The organism is Flavobacterium sp. UBA5153, from assembly GCA_002413745.1.
Classification (GTDB): Bacteria; Bacteroidota; Bacteroidia; order Flavobacteriales; family Flavobacteriaceae; genus Flavobacterium.
This window is the reverse complement of the sequence record DHXP01000038.1, coordinates 1-18,960: the sequence shown is the minus strand read 5'-3', so window position 1 is coordinate 18,960 and position 18,960 is coordinate 1. Positions and strand designations below refer to the sequence as shown.

At 33.5% G+C, this 18,960-nt stretch carries 12 protein-coding genes; all 12 read right to left on the bottom strand.

Going from position 1 to position 18,960, the window contains the following annotated elements:
* Positions 1 to 8: 8 nt before the first annotated feature.
* Positions 9 to 2,615: a glycosyl hydrolase-related protein gene (locus B2145_RS07735; RefSeq protein WP_291100548.1), complete on the bottom strand. Its 2,607-nt coding sequence runs from the start codon at positions 2,613 to 2,615 to the stop codon at positions 9 to 11.
* A 137-nt stretch (positions 2,616 to 2,752) separates the two neighbouring features.
* Entirely contained in the window at positions 2,753 to 2,992 is a 240-nt protein-coding gene (locus tag B2145_RS07730; RefSeq protein ID WP_291100545.1) for a choice-of-anchor Q domain-containing protein, read from the bottom strand.
* Positions 2,993 to 3,122: 130 nt separating this feature from the next.
* On the bottom strand, positions 3,123 to 4,934 hold the full coding sequence (locus tag B2145_RS07725; RefSeq protein ID WP_291100542.1) for an endo-1,4-beta-xylanase: 1,812 nt from the start codon (positions 4,932 to 4,934) through the stop codon (positions 3,123 to 3,125).
* 39 nt (positions 4,935 to 4,973) lie between these two features.
* Positions 4,974 to 6,512, bottom strand: a complete 1,539-nt coding sequence (locus B2145_RS07720; protein ID WP_291100539.1) for a beta-galactosidase — start codon at positions 6,510 to 6,512, stop codon at positions 4,974 to 4,976.
* 123 nt (positions 6,513 to 6,635) lie between these two features.
* On the bottom strand, positions 6,636 to 7,667 hold the full coding sequence (locus tag B2145_RS07715; protein WP_291100536.1) for a LacI family DNA-binding transcriptional regulator: 1,032 nt from the start codon (positions 7,665 to 7,667) through the stop codon (positions 6,636 to 6,638).
* A gap of 364 nt (positions 7,668 to 8,031) precedes the next feature.
* Positions 8,032 to 9,678: a sodium:solute symporter family transporter gene (locus B2145_RS07710; protein ID WP_291100533.1), complete on the bottom strand. Its 1,647-nt coding sequence runs from the start codon at positions 9,676 to 9,678 to the stop codon at positions 8,032 to 8,034.
* A 9-nt stretch (positions 9,679 to 9,687) separates the two neighbouring features.
* A complete protein-coding gene (locus B2145_RS07705) occupies positions 9,688 to 10,659 on the bottom strand; it encodes a mannonate dehydratase (protein ID WP_291100531.1) in 972 nt (323 codons plus the stop codon).
* A 103-nt stretch (positions 10,660 to 10,762) separates the two neighbouring features.
* The gene (locus tag B2145_RS07700) at positions 10,763 to 11,506 is read right to left on the bottom strand and encodes an RraA family protein (RefSeq protein ID WP_291100529.1); all 744 of its coding nucleotides are present in this window, start codon (positions 11,504 to 11,506) and stop codon (positions 10,763 to 10,765) included.
* Positions 11,507 to 11,547: 41 nt separating this feature from the next.
* Positions 11,548 to 12,384: an SDR family oxidoreductase gene (locus tag B2145_RS07695; RefSeq protein ID WP_291100526.1), complete on the bottom strand. Its 837-nt coding sequence runs from the start codon at positions 12,382 to 12,384 to the stop codon at positions 11,548 to 11,550.
* Positions 12,374 to 13,783, bottom strand: a complete 1,410-nt coding sequence (gene uxaC / locus B2145_RS07690) for a glucuronate isomerase (protein WP_291100523.1) — start codon at positions 13,781 to 13,783, stop codon at positions 12,374 to 12,376. Before uxaC ends, B2145_RS07695 begins: the two co-directional genes overlap by 11 nt.
* Positions 13,784 to 13,881: 98 nt before the next feature.
* A complete protein-coding gene (locus tag B2145_RS07685) occupies positions 13,882 to 15,531 on the bottom strand; it encodes a RagB/SusD family nutrient uptake outer membrane protein (RefSeq protein WP_291100521.1) in 1,650 nt (549 codons plus the stop codon).
* A gap of 67 nt (positions 15,532 to 15,598) precedes the next feature.
* Positions 15,599 to 18,703, bottom strand: a complete 3,105-nt coding sequence (locus tag B2145_RS07680) for a SusC/RagA family TonB-linked outer membrane protein (RefSeq protein ID WP_291100518.1) — start codon at positions 18,701 to 18,703, stop codon at positions 15,599 to 15,601.
* Between the last annotated feature and the right edge of the window lie 257 nt (positions 18,704 to 18,960).

Sequence of the window (18,960 nt, the reverse complement as noted above, 5' to 3'; positions counted from 1 at the left end):
AAATTTGTTTATTTATTTTCTAAAACCGCTCTAAATGTTAGTATTTGAAACGGTTTAAAGCCAAATTGAATTTCGCTTTTTGCTACTTCAATTTCCTTTTTGTTTGTTTCAATATGTGAGGTTTGAAATGCTGACTTCAATTGTGCATTAAATTGTATTTTAGGTTGAACAGATATATTAGAAAAATTCCAAAATCTAGTAATTATCCCATTTTCTATTCCTTCCTCAGAAGGTTTGACACTCCAAAGCAAGATATTGGGATTATTTGAGACTAATAATGAAAAAGTATTCAATTTTACATCATTTTCTCCACCAGTTATCATTCCTGTTACCAATGGATTTTGATGTTCCAAAGAAAACTTCATCGAAGTTGTTGGATCAAAATTCACTTTATTAGTTGAAATTGCAAAGTGATAGAGAAAATCTTTATTTCCATTTTGATTTAAAATCCCAAGTATTCCCACGTCTTCTACTTTTTTATCGACATTTCCTCCAGCTAAAGCGTTAATTTGTGATGATCTTTCATCTAGAGAGTTTATGGTACTATTCCCTAATTTAAAGAAACTACAATCTAAATTAGACAATGTAATTCCATAATTTTTCTCACTTAGATTTGCAAAATGATTAAAAGTTTGCCAATCGTAGCGAGCGATGCTATTGGCATAATGTCCGCCATTTTTTTCTAATTTATCTGTAAGTATAGCACCCAACTCTTCGTGACGAGTGGTTGGATCATTCAGATCAAAAGAAAAAGACCAAGTTTTTACATCACCAAAATTTTGTTGAATATTATCTTCAATATCAATTCGTGGACTATCAGCATATAAAGTAATTCGGGTCGTATGCAAAACTGGGTTTGATGAAACAGCTTTTAGAGTAACTGAGACTGGCCCAGCATTTTCAACAGTTATTTCCTCTCCGTCATTTACATCGTTTGCCCCTAAATCATTGGCATCTTTTCTGTCTGTAATCTTGATCAATTGTCGGTTCGCAAGTTTATCTGTAATCTCTGTAATCACACCAGATTTACTGAAACGTAATCTATAAAAATCATTGCTGATATATTCATTTTGAACGGTTGCAGCTATTGGTTTTACTTTTGGAAAACCCTTTTTTATTAGAAAAACTTTATATCCTACAGAAGGAATATTTGGGGCAAAAATTCTCAAAAATTGTTTTCCGCTTTTGGTGATTAGCTGACTAGTTACTTCTTTACCTGATACTTTATCTATTACTTTTACGGGATATGCTCCGTTATATTCTAAATCTGCAATATCATTCCTGATCCAGCTTAAGGGGTTAAAAACAAAAAAACTTGGATCACCATCGACTTTTATATGGCTGCCCATTTTTTTTATGGAAAGGTTAAGCAAAGTATCAACATAAGCTGTTAAGTTTTCCTGGGTTTTAATTTGCCAATCTGCTCTTGCTTTTCTAGATACTGGTCCGTCTGCTGTCCAATTGTGTTCCCAATACATCCCATAAGATTCCCAAGCTTTGTCACGGGCATTTTGGGTTTCTTTCATAAAGTTTTTATCTTTCAAGGAAACTAATGTTGCCAATGCTTCGGCTGAACGCATTTTCTCAGTTGCGCGGCGCATTCTGGCTGTAGTTTCGTTCATTGATGCTGGCAATAAATCCCATTCGTTACCGAAGCTGACCGATTGTGCTGGTACTTTCGGATAATACTTTTCAAAATCTATAAAAAAATCTTCTTCATTACTAACTCTTACGGATCTTTCATTGTTAGTTCCTTTTTTCGCTGCATTGATATAAGCGTTTGAAACATAAGTATCTAAATCATCGTGACCAAAACCAAATGCGCCTGCAATATTATATGGATAGGTTGAATTAGGAGAGATGGTATCACAATATTTATCTAATGCGTTGACAATATGTTTAAAATCATCATCCAATTTTTTGTACTTTACATTCAGCCTGCATTCCGCATAACTTCCCAATGGAGCTGTTGTTTTTTCATTATAGTTGTACCATTTCATCAATACTCCATTTCCATCTAAACCATTGTATCTATACATTTGATGGGGACGTTTTTCTCTAATTTCATAACTCAATTGACTGCCATAGCCTCCAATGCCTTTCCAACTATACTTTGCTCCTGAACCTGCCCAAAGCGAGGCTAATCCTAATGGCAACGTATTATTTTCCATCGCACCGGCCATAGTAAAACGTAAATTGTATTGTCGCTCAAGCTGCCCTGCATAATACATTCCGCGAATAACTGCTTCTGTGGGCTGCGCTCCATAACAGTTTACCAGCATATTAAGCGGACTACTGATATGTCCAGATTTAATGGCAGCAATAAGTCTATTAAATTGTTTATCTGAACGATACTTTTGGTATTTTTTTAACCATAAACTCCCATCACAATTAAATCTTGCTTGAAAGTTCGATGGGAAGTTTTTGGTTGAATCAATCTGCAATAATGAATAATCCAACATCTTTACAAAAGCAGAATCATATTTTGCTTCATTGGCCGTCCACATATAATCGGTATGATCATCATTGGCTATATAGAGTCGTTTTTGCTGTGCAAATAATTCACCAGGCATTATTATTACCAAAAGAAAATATAATATTAATTTACTTGGCATTGTCAATGTTGTTTTATTATTAAGATTGTTGTAAACACAAATAATTTTTAATACAAAAGGCTAGTTATGATAAAACCCAGCCTTTTCTATATTTGATCAAATAAATTTATCCCTGAATTTTCACCTAAAAAACTAATTTACTTGTATTCAATTGCTCCAATATCTGGTTTAGAATCTCTTGTAAAATCAGTGAAGTCTTTTGTCGACAACGGAGTTCCCAGTGCTTTATCGATTGCGGGTGATCCAATACCTATGCTAAAATCTTTCGAAGCAGGGTTTTTGAATTTAGGATCTGCAGTAATGGTAATAGTATCACTACTATAACTAATTGCAAAAACTGAAATAAGAGTAATTATAATGAACATTATTCTTTTCATTTTTTTATTTTTTTAAATTAATCCGTTAACAATAAGTAAATACAAATTTTTGTATTTCTTAACATTGTGCCCGTGCACAATATTAAGAAATAAATTAAACAGTAGCAAATAGATTTACTTAAATATGCGGCTATTGCAAAATCACTTCCAAAGGCTTATTATTTTTAGCAACACTAAAATTGATTTTTTTTATCAAATTACCTTTAGTAATGGTCATTTCGTAACTTCCTAAATGACCTTTAGATTTCACTAAACCTTCTTTGTTGGAATCTTGTCTAAAACTTGTTTTCCATTGTTGAGTGACTAAATCTCTCCAAACTGTTGCATTTGGCTTCTCAGACCAATCACTTCTGAACATTGCTGCATCTTTTTTCCAATGTTTGGATTCCCAAAATCCCCACATGGTAAATCCAGTGACTATGGGAGAACTGTAACACGCAATTAGAAAATCTCTAGTATAATCGGCCTGCAATTCTTCATCTTTCATATTGATGTCAAATTCAGTGATTTGAACTGGAATACCCATAGGTCTAAATAGTTCCAGGTCTGAAATAACCTGTGCTGGATCCCTAGGTTGGCGTCCAACGTGCCCTTGAATGCCGATACCGTCAATTGGAGCTCCTTTGGACTTCAATTCTGCAATAACTTGAAGATATTCATTTATCATTTTTGTACTCGAAATACTATTTAACATTCCATATTCATTTATGAACATTGCAGCATTGGGATCAACCTCTTTGGCAATTTGAAACCATTTTACAACTATATCTTTTGGTAAATAAAGAAAATAGTCTTTTTCATGCAATAACTCATTTACGACATCCCAAGCAATAACCCTGTCTTTTAAAAATGAGGCTTTATCTCTAATTTCATCTTCAATAAATTTTTCAAAAGCAACTGGATTCTTTAAAGCTAGTTCTTTAGTAGATTTGGGATTAAATTTCCAAGCTGGCCAAACTAAATTATGACCACGCTGACGAAAACCATTTTTTTCACCCCATTCAAATGCTTTAATAGTTTCCTCTTGACGTTTAGGGTCAATTTTCCAAGAACCTCCTTTAAAGCCATTTTCAATTACGATTGTGTTATAAAACTCTTGAAGCACCTTTTTGTATTTTGGAGTATCTGGTAAGTCGTTTGCCAATATAGCTTCATTCACAGCGGTTCCCCAAATAAAATCGGATTGCAGCATTTTTACTTCAACTTTGGCACCCAAAATTGGTCTTTTATTACGATCTACTATTTTAATTTCTATAGGTGCAGTACGAATTTCTTCTATACGTTGAAGTGCCTCATTTCGCCAAGCGGCATTATTTTCTCTTCCGTTATAGGTAAAACGAGTGGTCGGTAACTTGTCTAATTTTATTTTATTTTCGAAGTTAAACACTTGTATAGAAGAAACTTCTACTTTTTGTTGCAATGCGCCGTATGAAATTGAAATTTGTTCCTCACCTGCAGGCATATCTTCTAATGCAATAAAGGGCAAATCATAGGTTTTTCCTTCTGGACCTGCCCCAAGTTGAATAATGATGCTTTTGTCAGCACTCGATTTTTCTCTTTGCACATAAAAATACACAACTGCTTCTCCTGATTCTTGCTTTGCATAAAGGGCACGAAGTGAAACTCTAGCTAAAATTACGTCTCCTTTTTTTATATTCTTTGTTGTTTTCCAAGATGTCGCAACATCATAATGAGATTTTGCTATCGAAAAGACTTCAACATTTACCGCTGATTCTCCTGTTTTATTTAAATTATTTTCAAAAATGGCTGGTTTAATTCCATTTGAAATGTCTCTTGCTGTATATTCCTTTATAGAATTATTTGAAAAGCAATTTATGGGATTTAAAGTTTGTAATTCAGCAGGTAAATTAGTGTTGTTTTGAGCGAAAACATTTGCAACACATACAAATAATGCAATGCAAATTAAAGTATTGAATTTCATTTTAGATTTTTTATAAGTTTTTTTTAAGACGAGTATTAGTTAAAGGCCTATTAATTTTATTAGACTTTTATCAGTAATAAGAATAGGAGAATCATAAATTGGTATATTTTTAAAAGTAAAAGTACTCTCTTTTTTACTCCATTGTTTTGTAGGGATCTCATACACTTTACCTGTTAATAAATCAACATAAACAGGGTTTTCGATATTGGTATTTGTAAACGAAAAAGTGATCTCTTTTATATCATTAGTATTAAACGGAATACTTTCATTCATCCAAATGGTATACACCTGTTTTTTTGTAATCTTATGCTCATAACCATAAACACTGACGCCTCTATCAGTAGAAATTTTGTAGCGATTTTCATTTAATCCTACACCCTCAATATTATACGTTTGAGTCAAACCATTTAATCGCTGTAACGAATTATCAAAAATGGAAGTTAGGTTTTGAATACCATAATAAGCCATTTTTGGCCCTAAAACTTTTTTTGTTTCATCAGCTTTAATAAGTCCTTTTGGATTCAATTTATTGATTGGCCCACTTGTATAAGCTAGGTCGATAATACCAAAAATGGAACATTCTACATCATTCCCCAAATTGCCTAGCATTCGACGTAAGTCCCATTTTGCCTGAGACAATTCAGTCCAATCATAATCCCATAAAGCACCTCTTCCTGCTCCACTAGATGAAGGTGCACCATTTTCACCTTGACGTAATTTTACATTTGGACCATATTTTTTCAATAATTCTTTCAATTCAAAAATTGTAAGATTATTCGAATCTGGATTATAAACATAATCGTGGTAAGTCATATTGTCAAATAATTTCATTTTCCTTTTTTTTGAAATATATTTAAGAAAACTATCAGCAAAATTATAATTAAAATGCCCTAATGCTAATCCTGAAATTCGGGCATTGGGTTGATTCTTTTTTATTATTTCTGCGGTCTTAATATTAAATTCAGCCATTAATTCGGGAGTGTTTTCTGAATTATCTCCAAAATTAGGTTCATTCCAAACCTCCCAATCAGAAATTTTATCTTTATACCGAATAACTAAAGCGGCAACCCATTTATGATATGCTATTAATGCTTCTTTGGATTTTGGGATTCCCGCTCCTAAACTAGCACCACCACCACCAGGATACAAAGTATTACCATAAGAAGTTTGCAACCATACCTTTAATCCTTTGCTAGTTGCGTCATTAATGATATAATCCAACCATACCCAATCATAAACCCCTTTTATTTTTTCAGTTTTTGCCCATCCTGCTTGCATTCGCAATACCTTTATACCTAATGGATTAAGATAGTCTTTGTATTGATCATAATTCGTAATATCACGATCAAGTCCTTCGCAACCGATAATCCAGTTTGATGACTCGATTTCGCTGGCATTTCTATATTTTACTGAACCTATAAGAGGTAGATTTACTTTTACCTCCGTCTTTACTCTGTCTATAGATGTGTCTATTTTTTGAGCTATTGAATACTCTGCAAATAAAAACAAACTTAATAAAAGAATTAAATTGATTAATCTATCGTATCCTAAAACTGATTTAAAAAAAGTATTTTTCATATTTAGTTCTATTTAGAATTTTTATAAAAAAATTGAATTGAAAAAATTATTTACGAACTGTGCTCCGGCACATAATTAATTCTTAATTAAAAAAAACGAAATTATAAATTTCTCTATTTAGGATTAGAAAGAACTCTCACTCGTAATAACTTCCTCATTTATCAAAACAACATCTAGAGGTTTTTGATTTGTTCCTAAATAACGATATAGAATTTCTAGACCCTGATATGCTTGATCGTATGGTTTTTGATTAATAAGAAAATCAATTTTGCCGATCTTCAAAGAATTAATATTATCTCTTATTAAATCGAAACCAACGACTCTTTTTATCTTTTCTTTATCGACAAATTGTGAAATAAAATGCCCTTTTGAATTAGGAATAAAAATACCGTCATTCTCGTCTAATGTATTAATTCTTTCTTTTATTTTATCAATTAACGATGGGTCATCTATACTAATATCCATTACTTCGACCTTGATTTTAGGCTTGTTATTTTCGGCAAAATAGGTTTTAAATCCTTTTATCCGGTTCATAACATTGTCATTGATATTATTTTCACTAAATAAATTAAAAATCACATAGATTGCATTATGATCTTGTCTATAATTTATTAATTTGCCTGCTAACCTTCCGCTTTGTAATGAATCTTGTCCTACGTTACTTAATGCACCGTATTTTGTGTCACTAGATCCAACTAAAACAAAGGGTAATTTATTTCTTAAACATTTTTTTAGAAATGCTTTAAGTGTTGGATTTTGAGGTTTTGTAGTTATTACAGCATCATTATTACCTGAAAATATTTCCTTTTCAATTTCATTGAATGCTGCTAAGTTTTTTAAGTCAAAAAAGTAAAAATTAATTTTCAACCCCAGATGCAAATAATTTTTATTAAAATCCTTGCCTGCATTAATTAACGGCTCCCAATAATCCCCTTCTGAATGCTCCTGAAAAACCATTGCTATGGTTAAACTTTTATTTAAGGCCAAATTTCGACCGTGTGTATTGGGAACAAAGTTTAATTCTTCAATAATTTTCTGTATGAGTTTCAGCTTATCTTCGGCTACATATCCACGATTATTAACTACTCTATCTACAGTCCCTCTTGAAACATTCGCGATTTTAGCAATATCATTTATAGTTACTATTTTTTTCATTCTGTTTTACTAATTGAATAAATAAAATTATAATTCTGATTTAAATAGTCTAATTCCAATTCAATTAAAAGTATCAATAAAACAAGATCCAGATCTGCTATTTGACATTATTTTTGAATAAAAACTAAAAGTATTTTTTTTAAATAGAATGTAAATGTATCACTTTTTCAATACTATTCAAATATTGAAAAAAGTAATGTTTTTTAATAATTAAAAAGTTTAGAAAAAAACCAATCTTGCAAAAAAGTATAATTAATTGTAAAAAATAATATTATCATAATTTCAAAAAATCTCGTTTTTTCAATAGCTGTGCATTAATCAAATTTTTATTAACTAAAACAATCTATTTTAATTAAAATGAATATTATGCTTTTTTATCTCTTTTTGAATAAAAAACCAATGCCCCAATCAAACATATAATTCCTGACCCTATGGCTAACCTGCCGCTCAAATTATAAACTGATGGCAAGCCCATTACAATAAACATCAAGCCCGTAACTACAAAAGCTACTGAGTATAGTTTCATTAATCCGTTTACAACAGAGGAATGTGACTCAATATCTTTAGGAGCTGGGGTTGCTAATTTCAGAAAAAAAGCTTTCACTTTATCATTATAAATGTTGTCACTTGATAAAAAGAAACCAGAACCTAAAAACACAATCATACAAACTACAACTTCAATCAGGGTGGCTACTTCCCAACTGAAGTATTCTCCTCCATTTAGCACAATACCTAGAATAACACCTATAAACATTGAAGCTAATGCCCCCCATGGTTGTGGTTTCCAAAAAATGACACCCATAATAACTGGAATTATCATTGGAATTGAAAAAATACCGGATAAATATTGGTTGACCTGAAAAGCGCCACCTAATTTTTCAACATATAAAGCGCCAACAGTAACGATAGTGCCAACTAGCAATGTCATCAATCTAGCCACCCACAATGTTTCATAGCCAGATGCTTTTTGACGAAACAAACGCTGGTAAATATCTCTTGTCAAAACACTGGCTGTAACATTAAATTCCGCACTAAGAACCGACATGGTTGCGGCAAACATGGCAGCAATCATTAATCCCATTATACCGGGCGGCAATAACTTTAAACATATAGCAACGTATGCCATTTCAGGATTTTCTAAATTAGGAAGTATCACGCGTGCCGCTACAGCCGGAAACAAGAAAACAACAGGGAAAATCAAAAAAAGTACTGCTGACAAGATTCCAATTTTTCGACCATCCGATTCTGATTTGGCACTATAAAAACGTTGAATAAAAGTCCAATTTCCCAGATATTTAATCAATATGGTAATATAATAAACGAACAAATATAATGGCATCCCCCTGTCTCCATTAAACCAATTCATATGATCAGGAATAACGGCATTCATATGGGACAAACCGCCAGCCGCGTGATATGCCAATGGTACCAGAATAACAGTTGAAAACAATAGTATTACAAATTGAACGACATCTGTAACAATAACAGCTAAAAAACCGCCAATTACCGTATAAATAGACACTACAATACCACAATAAATCACTGCGGTACTAAAAGGAATTCCAGAAGCCGCCATTACAAATATGCCTATGGAGTACAATTTAATCATATCGTCTAATAATTTCAAGAAAACACCAGACCAGGAAAAAATTTGACGGATTGGCGCATTGAATCTAGTTTCTAAAAATTCAACCGGACTAATTATTCCTGCTCTTTTCCATAACTTGGCATATACAAAAACCGCAACCAATGACGGGAATATAGTGGACCACATTACGGTTATGGCAACAAGTCCATCAGAATAGGCAATTCCAGCATAGGCAACAAAAACAAAAGTGCTAAACTTAGTCATGAAATTACTAATTCCGCCTGCTACCCAGGACACTGCACTTCCGCCTTTAAAGTAATCCCCAACATTTTTTATATATTTTCCTAAAAAAATACCAATACCAGACATTAACACCATATAAATGATGATCGTTAAATAATCTAATTGCTGCAATTTATTCATATTGAAACCTTAATTAATATCTTCACAAGCATCAATTAACCCTTTTATATACCCAATTCCAAAAAGGTTTCCCTTCATTTCATACCCAACATTCTCGTTCTTTTCTCCTGCCATAGTTGGAACATGATCTGAACGCAAAGGCCCATCAAAACCAACCTCTTTGTAAGCTTTCATCATTTTAAACATATTTGTTGGTCCATTATCATGAAAAGTTTCTCTAAAATTATCTGACGTTCCAATTACATCCCTTATGTGAACAAAGAATATTTTTTTATTTTTCCCGTGCTTGTGGATCATCTCCAATACATTTTCGTTCATAGTTGTGAATGTTCCTTGACAAAATGTGAGTCCATGTGAAGGGCTATCGCTCAAAGATAACGCTTTATCAATAGCACTGGCAGAAGTAAAAATCCGACTAATTCCGTGTAAAGGAGTTATGGGAGGATCGTCTGGGTGAAGCGCCATTTTTATTCCATTAGATTCAGCTACTGGCATAATTTGTTCAATAAACCATTGATAATTATCCCAAATTTCATTTTCACTAAATATACCATACTTTGAAACAGGTTCCTTTTTTGCAGTTTCATAAGAGAAACCACTAACAATTGCACCTCCTCTTTCTTTTAAATCTTTGTGTGTTCTATACCAACCCGTAGCCATAAAATTGTAACATAATAATCGAACGTCCATTTTGTTCATGTTTTCGAGCATTTTACAATACTTTTCCACATCTTTTTCTTTTCCTTCCAACCCCAATTTAATTCGATTCATGTCAAATTGATCCCCTTCTAAACCATACAATTTGAATCCTTCCTTTTCATAAATCTCTTTGGAACGTTCAAAAGATTCCAAATTATCAATTGACGGCATTTGAGTAAGTTCAGGAGCTAATTTTGCAATGGCATAATCTACACCCATTTGTTTACAAAGTTGCCATTTTTCATCAGGTGTATTCCCAAAAAACAAAAAAGCTAATTTCATCTGTTTATTTTTATTGTTTTTTATAGGTCATATAGAACGCTTTGATAAACATTCTTGTATATGAAAAATTAGTCCTGAGCATTTCATTTTATTCCTTTATGAATTAAAAATAACCTCCTTTATCTGTAATGTCTCTTACACTTTGACCTTCGGCAACCCAGCCAAAAATCTTTTTTTCGTTTTCTTTGATTTCTTCTGCTCGAACCAAAACATCAAATGCAATATCTCGAGGTACTACCAAAACTCCATCAACATCGCCAAGAACAACGTCTCCCGGTTTCAAAATGACGCTGCCAATTTGTAATGGCACTTGATAAGCTGTTATTAAACATCTCCCTAGACTTCCGTTTGAAGAGCGATATTTATAAAACACGGGGAAATCAGCTTCCAAAATTTGATGTGTATCTCGAATTCCACCATCTAAACAGGCTGCTTTAATTTTTTTTCCTTTTGCAGTAGCTGTCATAACGCCGCCCCAAGAAGTAGATTCTTCATCTTTGCTACTATCCCATACCACAAAAGCATTTTCTTTCATTTCGTCTAGCATCTGTGTCCGAAACTCCATTTCGCCAGAGACTTTTGTACTTGGAGAACTTTTGACAGTAAAAGCAAATCCTGCTACAGTACGATATTCACGAAGTGGAATAATATGATTAGGCAAAGCCTGATTCATAAAACAAAACTCTCGTAATACATCATTAATAGCTCCCGTATAAAGTGCTTCATAACGACTTAATAATTCATTGTCCGAGATTGGAAAAACAGCTGTAGAAATTCTCTCGCGCATTTCAATGAGTTTATCCAACTTCATCATGCTAACTTCTTTTTTATATTGATCTACACTCATAATTTTTTATTTTATGTTAATGCTAAATAATAGAAATCGTCTTAAACGCCTGAGGATGCTAAAAATCCTCCATCGACTGGAACCACAATTCCAGTAACAAATGCAGCGGCTTTTTCATCAATTAACCAATTCATACATCCTAATAGTTCTGATGCTTCGCCAAACCGTTTCATCGGTGTGTGCCCTAAAACATTATGTGCCCTTTGGGTTTGTGTACCATCCTCATTGTACATAATTTTCCTGCTTCGGTCATTTAAGAAAAATCCAGGAGCAATTGCATTTACTCTTACATTGGCTGGAGCCAAATAAGTGGCTAACCATTGGGTGAAATTAACAACACTGGCTTTTGCCATTCCATAGGCACCCACTTTGGTCAGCGGACGAAAACTATTCATAGAAGCAATATTAATAATCACACCAGACTTTTGTTGAGCCATCACTTTTCCAAAAACAAAGGAAGGGATTACCGTTCCCATAGTATTGATATTGATAACATTCTCAAAAACATCCATATTTAAATTAAAAAAACCTTTGATACCAGGATCATCACTCAATTCCCTTTCGTCAAACTCATTAATATTCGTTAGGGCTTCCATTTGATTGCCTCCAGCACCATTTATCAAAACAGAACAAAATCCCAACTCCTTAATAATTACCTCATTGGCTTCTTTTATAGAATTTTCATTCGAAACATCGGCAGATATTGATATTGCAATACCCCCTGCAGATTGAATTTGAGCTTCAACAATTTTTAATTTTTCTAAAGTTCTCCCCAAAAGGGCAACTTTATACCCTTGCTTGGCTAAATCCTTTGCCATTTCAGAACATAATGTTCCTCCAGCCCCAGTGACTACCGCTACTCTATTACTATTTTCCATTGGCTATCATTTGCTTGCTATTGGTATAGCATACTGCTGTTATTAAATCCTTTAATAAATCCATATCATTGGGCAATAATCCTTTATTAACCCACTCTCCAACTATATTACACAAAATTCTTCTAAAATATTCGTGTCGAGAAAACGATAAAATACTTCTTGAATCAGTGGTCATGCCAACGAATCGGCTCAATAAAGAATAATTGGCAATTGTGAGTAAATTGCTTTTTATACCATCAAAATGATCGTTGTACCACCAAGCAGGTCCAAATTGAATCTTGCCTGGCTTACCCTCTTGGGAAAAGGATCCTGTTAAAGAAGCAAAAGCCTCATTATCGGAAGGGTTCAACGTATATAGAATTACGTTAGGCAGACAATCTTCTGACTCCAAAAGATTTAAAAACGAACAAATACTGGCAATATCTGCGGCAGTTCCAATACCTGCAAAGCCACCAGATGAGCCTGCTAATTTCCGCAATCTTGAACTCGTATGCCGTTGTGCCCCGATATGCAACTGCATTGTCCAACCCAATTTTGCATATTCTTTTCCTAAAAAAGCCAATATATAAGATTGTAACTGAATAATCTCTGAATTAGACAACGATTGATTTGTTATCCAAGTCTTAAAAAGTGGCGTGGCCACAGATTCAGAAGTGGGAACAAACACAAAACCTGAATCGAGAGCATGATCAGACAATTTACAACCATTTTCATTAAAATGATGCAATTGTTTGTGAAGGGCTGATTGAAAATCAGTAAGTGAATTAATTTCTTTTTGATAAATTATAGCTAAATTTTCAATAAAATTATGTCTTTTCCACAAAGAAATATTATTTGCAATATCAGAACGTAAAGAGGGCAAAACGTTAAATTTTGCTTGTGAAGAAGTTTTTTTATGTAAAGACAAATCATCAAACCAATAATCGGAAGTACACAAAGTATCTATATTCCAATTCTCCAATAATGGAATTGCCGCAAATTTGCTGTCTTGCAATTGTTCATTACAATTGTTCCAAATTGACTCGGCTGTTGATTCCGTTAATATTTTTTTAATTCCAAAGACTTTATCCAACTCTATACAAGACCAATGGAATAAAGGATTTCCCATAGTTTTTGGCAAAGTTTTGGCCCAATGCATAAACTTCTCTTTATCTGTACTGTCACCTGAAATGTATTTTTCTGGTATACCATTAATTCGCATCGCTCGATGTTTATACGGATCTTTTGAAACCCATAACTCACCAATATTTTTGAAAGCATAATTTGTTGCTAAATGGGAAACATTTAGGTGATTATGGTAATCAACTATTGGCAATGTGTGCGCTATTTCATGAAATAAAACTTCAGAAACTTTATTTGATAAAAAATAATTTGGGCCAAGAAATTCTGAGTTTTCCATAGTTGTGAATTAAAGAATCATAAACTGATAATTTTTATTTATTTAAATTAATAAAGCCCTGAATACTCAGAGCCTTAAAACTAACAACCAAAAAAATATTAATAACCTGGATTCTGTGGCATAACCGCACCTAAATTTGCCTCGATTGTATTTTGAGGTATGGGCATTAATTCATGATAAGGTAAAGCAAAAGGTGCAGAGTAAGGATTATACAATTTAACGCGACTTACAAACTTACCAAGACGACGTAATGTAATAGAACGTTGTTCTTCTAAACATAGTTCTCTAGCGCGTTCGTCAAGGATATAATCTACTGTAACTTCAGCTGGTGTAACTGGTGTGGCTAATGCTCTATTACGAACAATATTAATATCAGCAGCCGCAGCAGTAGTATTACCAAGATTTAAATAAGCTTCTGCTCTTAACAATAGAGATTCCGACAAACGCAAAATATACATATCGTGATAAGTTCCTCCACTACCACCTTGATTAAAACTGTTCACTTGTGTTGGATCATTCAAAAAAGTAGGATGATCTCCTGGAGTAGTAGCTTTTACAAACCATCTGTAAAAACGCCAAGAACCCGCAGCTGGAGTAGTTCCACGATTGGAAGAACGGTAAAGTGGATCATTGATACTTTTTCCAAAAGCTACAGAAGCAGGATTATCATAAAAAGAATCTTTAAGGAAATTGGCATTATTACATCTTATATCTGATGTCCAACCTGCAGGCCAAACTGTTGTATCTAGATAAGGCGTAGGCTGTAAAAAGGAAACACCATTACCACCAACATTATCAGAAGAAGCTTTACCCAAAAAACCAGGTTTTCCTTTATTATCAGTAAGGGACCAAATGGCAGGAACGTGCATACGCTCTAAAACATTATTATTTCTTCCTTTTGTGTCTACGAATCCACCTGGCACATCTTCTTCAATTTGAGCCACCCATAAAGCTTCTTTGTTTCCACTAGCACGATTTTGATTGCCTCTTTGAAATAAATCCCAATAAACATCTTTTCCAAAAACCGAACTACGTCTTCCGAAACGAGCCGTCATCAATTTCACGTTTGGATCTCCGATAACTTTATTTAACGCAACGACAGCTTCTGCATTTTTACCGAGTGTAATTAAGGTTTCTGCTAAATAATGATAGGCAACAATATTTGATATTTTACCGTCTTTAACTGCTGAGATAGCAGGCAATTTTTCAGCCGCTTCCTGGAAATCTTTTACCATTTGTTCTAACACCTCTTTTTTAGGGGCACGTACAAAGTCGTCCTTTCTTACGGTAACTGGCTCTAATGTCAAAGGTACATCACCATACAAGTAAACTAAATCACGATATGCCTTAGCTCTAAAAAACTTAGCTTCAACCACAAGTGGTGCTAAACTCGCTTGAGGTAAAGTCGAAACTTCTGCACCTTTTATAATTACATTGGCCGCACTAATAATTTTATAATTTTCATCCCAATAGTATTTTGGAACATATTTAGTTGGTGCGAATGCTTTTTGAAAATCGATAATTTTTTCATCAGTACCAAAACCAACAAACCTTGCTTCCATAAAGGTATCCGTACCGAAAAGTAACGAAAAATTAACATCTCCTCCGCTATAATACACTCCACGTTCTTTTGCGTAAAGACCAGTCAAAGCAGCTTCAAAACCAGCCACATTAGAAAAGGCACTTTCTGGACTATAAAAATCCAAAGGCACTTCGTCAAGTACTGCATCGCTACAAGATACTAGCATCCCTATCGAAAGGGATAATACTAAAAATTTATTAAATATTGTTTTCATAATTGTTATATTTTAAAAATTAAAATGACATATCTAGACCAAAACTTACTGCTTTCATAACAGGTAATCCACTTGTATTATTATTAGCTGTAGTCGGATTGATAGCGATAAGCCCTTGCCCTGTTTCTGGATCCCATCCTTTCCATTTTGTATAAGTGTATAAATTTTTACCACTTACAAAAAATTTGATACTAGCAAAAGGTGTTTTGCTAATTAAATCTTTATCCATTTCATAAGTAAATGAAATATCATTCAAACGAACAAAACTTCTGTCTCTGTAAGGAGTGAAATTGACACCTCCAGTTGTTGAACCAGCCATAGCAAACTCAGCTCCAGGATTGCTAGGTGACCAAGAATCAATATCATTGTACCTATTATTGTTAACAATGTTACTAATAGTTCCATAAGCACCATTGGCACCTGCAAGACCTCCCCAAGGATTATTGGCACCAATACCACCTTGAACACTATTGATAAAGAACTTCAACGAAAAGTTTTTCCATCTCAAATTGTTTGAAAAACCTATTTGATAATCTGGATTTGTTGTGCCAATAAAAGTTCTATCAGCAGCGGTTATTTTTCCGTCTGGAGTCCCATCTGGGTTTCCAGCAATATCTTTTATTTTCCAACCTCCAACATTAAATCCTGTTGGTACAACATCACCTAATTGGTAGATTCCATCTTCAACATATTGGTAAATGGTACCTATTGGACGACCTATAAACAAACCTCCAGAACCATCATTATTGGTAGGAAACAAATCATCTTCTACTCCATTACCATCAATATCTTTTCCAAACAATGAAGTAACTTCATTTTCGTTTTTAGAATAGTTAACTCCGAAAGTCCAATCCCAGTCTTTAGTTCGCACTGGATTAAAATTCACAGAAACTTCAATTCCTTTATTTTCGATACCTCCAACATTTTGTTTAATACTGTAAAAGCCTGTAATAGTTGGCAAAGGCAAGTCCCACAATAAATCTTTTGTATTGGATTTATAAGCATCAACAGTTCCTGTTATACGATTATCAAAGAAGCCAAAATCAAAACCTATATTGTAACCAATAGTCGTTTCCCAACCTAAATCAGGATTAGCCAAAGTTGAAGGAGAAATACCATTTACTGTTGAACCACCATCTCCAAAAACATATTGCGAAGCTGCATCTGCTGAAAAACGAGCCAATGAGCTATATCTAGAAGTGGTATTACCATTTTCTCCATAACTAAAACGCAATTTCAACAAATCAATCTTTTTCGCATCTGCCAAGAAATTTTCTTTTGTAATATTCCAACCTAAACCAAATGATGGAAAAGTTCCCCATTTATGATTAGCTGAAAACCCTGAGTAACCATCTCTACGAATACTACCATTTACAAAATATTTTCCATCATAATCATAAACAACTCTACCAGTTTGTGATAAAAAATCTTCAGCCCAAGCATCAGAAGAAACTTTATTTAACAACGGATTCCCTTGCTCCAAACTATTATAAGACAAAGCCAAATTACTAAATTGACTAGCACTAGCTGTTGTTCCTTCGTAATCTACTGAATTACTTCCAAGAACTGCTGTAATATTTACGCCATGTTTTTCATCAGAACCAAAACGACGGTTATAACTAAAGATATTATCTAACGAAGTATCAATAGTCGCTTGATTAATTTTTGAAGCAGATCCTGTATTATAAATACTAGAATTATAAAACTGATTCCATCTGTAATTATTGCTATAATTAATACGGTAATTCAATCCTTTTACTCCTGGAATATCAGCTGCGGCATAAAGAAGCAATGAAATATTATTTTGTTTGTCTAAATTATCTTGTGTTACTTGCAAAAATGGATTTATAGTTGAACCCCCTACAGGATTTAACAAATATTTTCCATCAGCTCCATAAGGCGATGCACCCGGGTGCATTACTGACAATGAAACCAAATCAGGAGAAACTCCAGAACGATCAGAAAAAGCACCAAATGCATTAGCACCGATGGTTAACCACTCTTTAGGTTTATTTTCAACATTAATCCTAATACTTTTACGCGCATAATTGTCATTAATTACCCAACCCAATTGCTCAGTAAATCCTCCTGAAAGGAAAAAGGTTGTAGATTCGGTACTTCCTCTCAAACTTACATTATGATCTAAAGTATACATCGAATTATTGGTTGCATCACCATACCAATCATAATCAGTTCCTGCATTCCAAGAAGATACAAAAGTTGGGATAAAAGCACCACCACTATTATTGATGTAATTCCAAGCTGGATTAGGTTTCGTATAATCTGGCGCAAGATAACCCGGAACTCCTGCATTATTATAATTTGCAGTTCGTGCCATTTCTTCAAATTGAGCTCTATTCAAAACTCTTCTGTTTTTAACAGGTTGTTGAATAGCATAAAAAGTAGAATAATCAATAACTGTTTTTGAACCTTTTTTACCTTTTTTAGTTGTAATCATCATTACACCATTGGCAGCTTGTGCTCCATATATTGCTTTACTACTCGGGTCTTTTAATATATCCAAAGATTGAACATCTTTAGGATTAATATCCGTGAATTTGCCACGATATACAGCACCATCCAATACAATTAGAATACCTGTATTTCCGCTCAATGTATTTTGCCCACGAATTTTAATAGTTGGATCTGTTCCCGCTTGATTGGATTGTCCAATAACAACACCGGGCAAAGAGCCTAATGATTGCAAAATGTTGGTGTTTGGAGCTTCTTGAAATTGTTTTAAATTTCCTGAAGCAATAGATCCTGTCAAATCTTTTTTCTTTGCAGTACCATACCCTACAACCACCACTTCTTTTAACGAAGTAGCTTCGTCTTGAAGAGTAACATTAATCGATTTTTTTTGTCCTACAGTAACCTGATTTGAACTAAAACCAATTGCCGAGAAAACCAAAACAGCTTTAGGTCCAGAAACCTTAATAGCATACTTTCCGTCAAAATCGGCAGCAGCACTATTTGTAGTTCCTTTTTCGACAACATTCGCACCTGGAATGGTTTTTCCAGATTGATCAACAATTAATCCACTCACAGTAATACTCTGAGCACTCATAATTTGAGTAACCAGCAACAATGCAAATGAAATTAAAAACGCAAATTGTTTTTTCATTTTAATAAATATTTTGTTAGTTAATTAGATTTCTGAAACTGTAAAAAAGATTTAGACAAATTTTCTTAAAAATATAATTCTTGAAAAATATATTTTTTTTTAATCTGTGCCCCTGCACAGTTTCATTTAACAAATATATGAATATATTTTAATAATCCTAACTTAATATAAAAATCTATATATTTTTTTACATATCATATAAATACGGCAAGAATATAAAGATATCTGTATGTTTTGGATATTCCGGAGCAAACTGA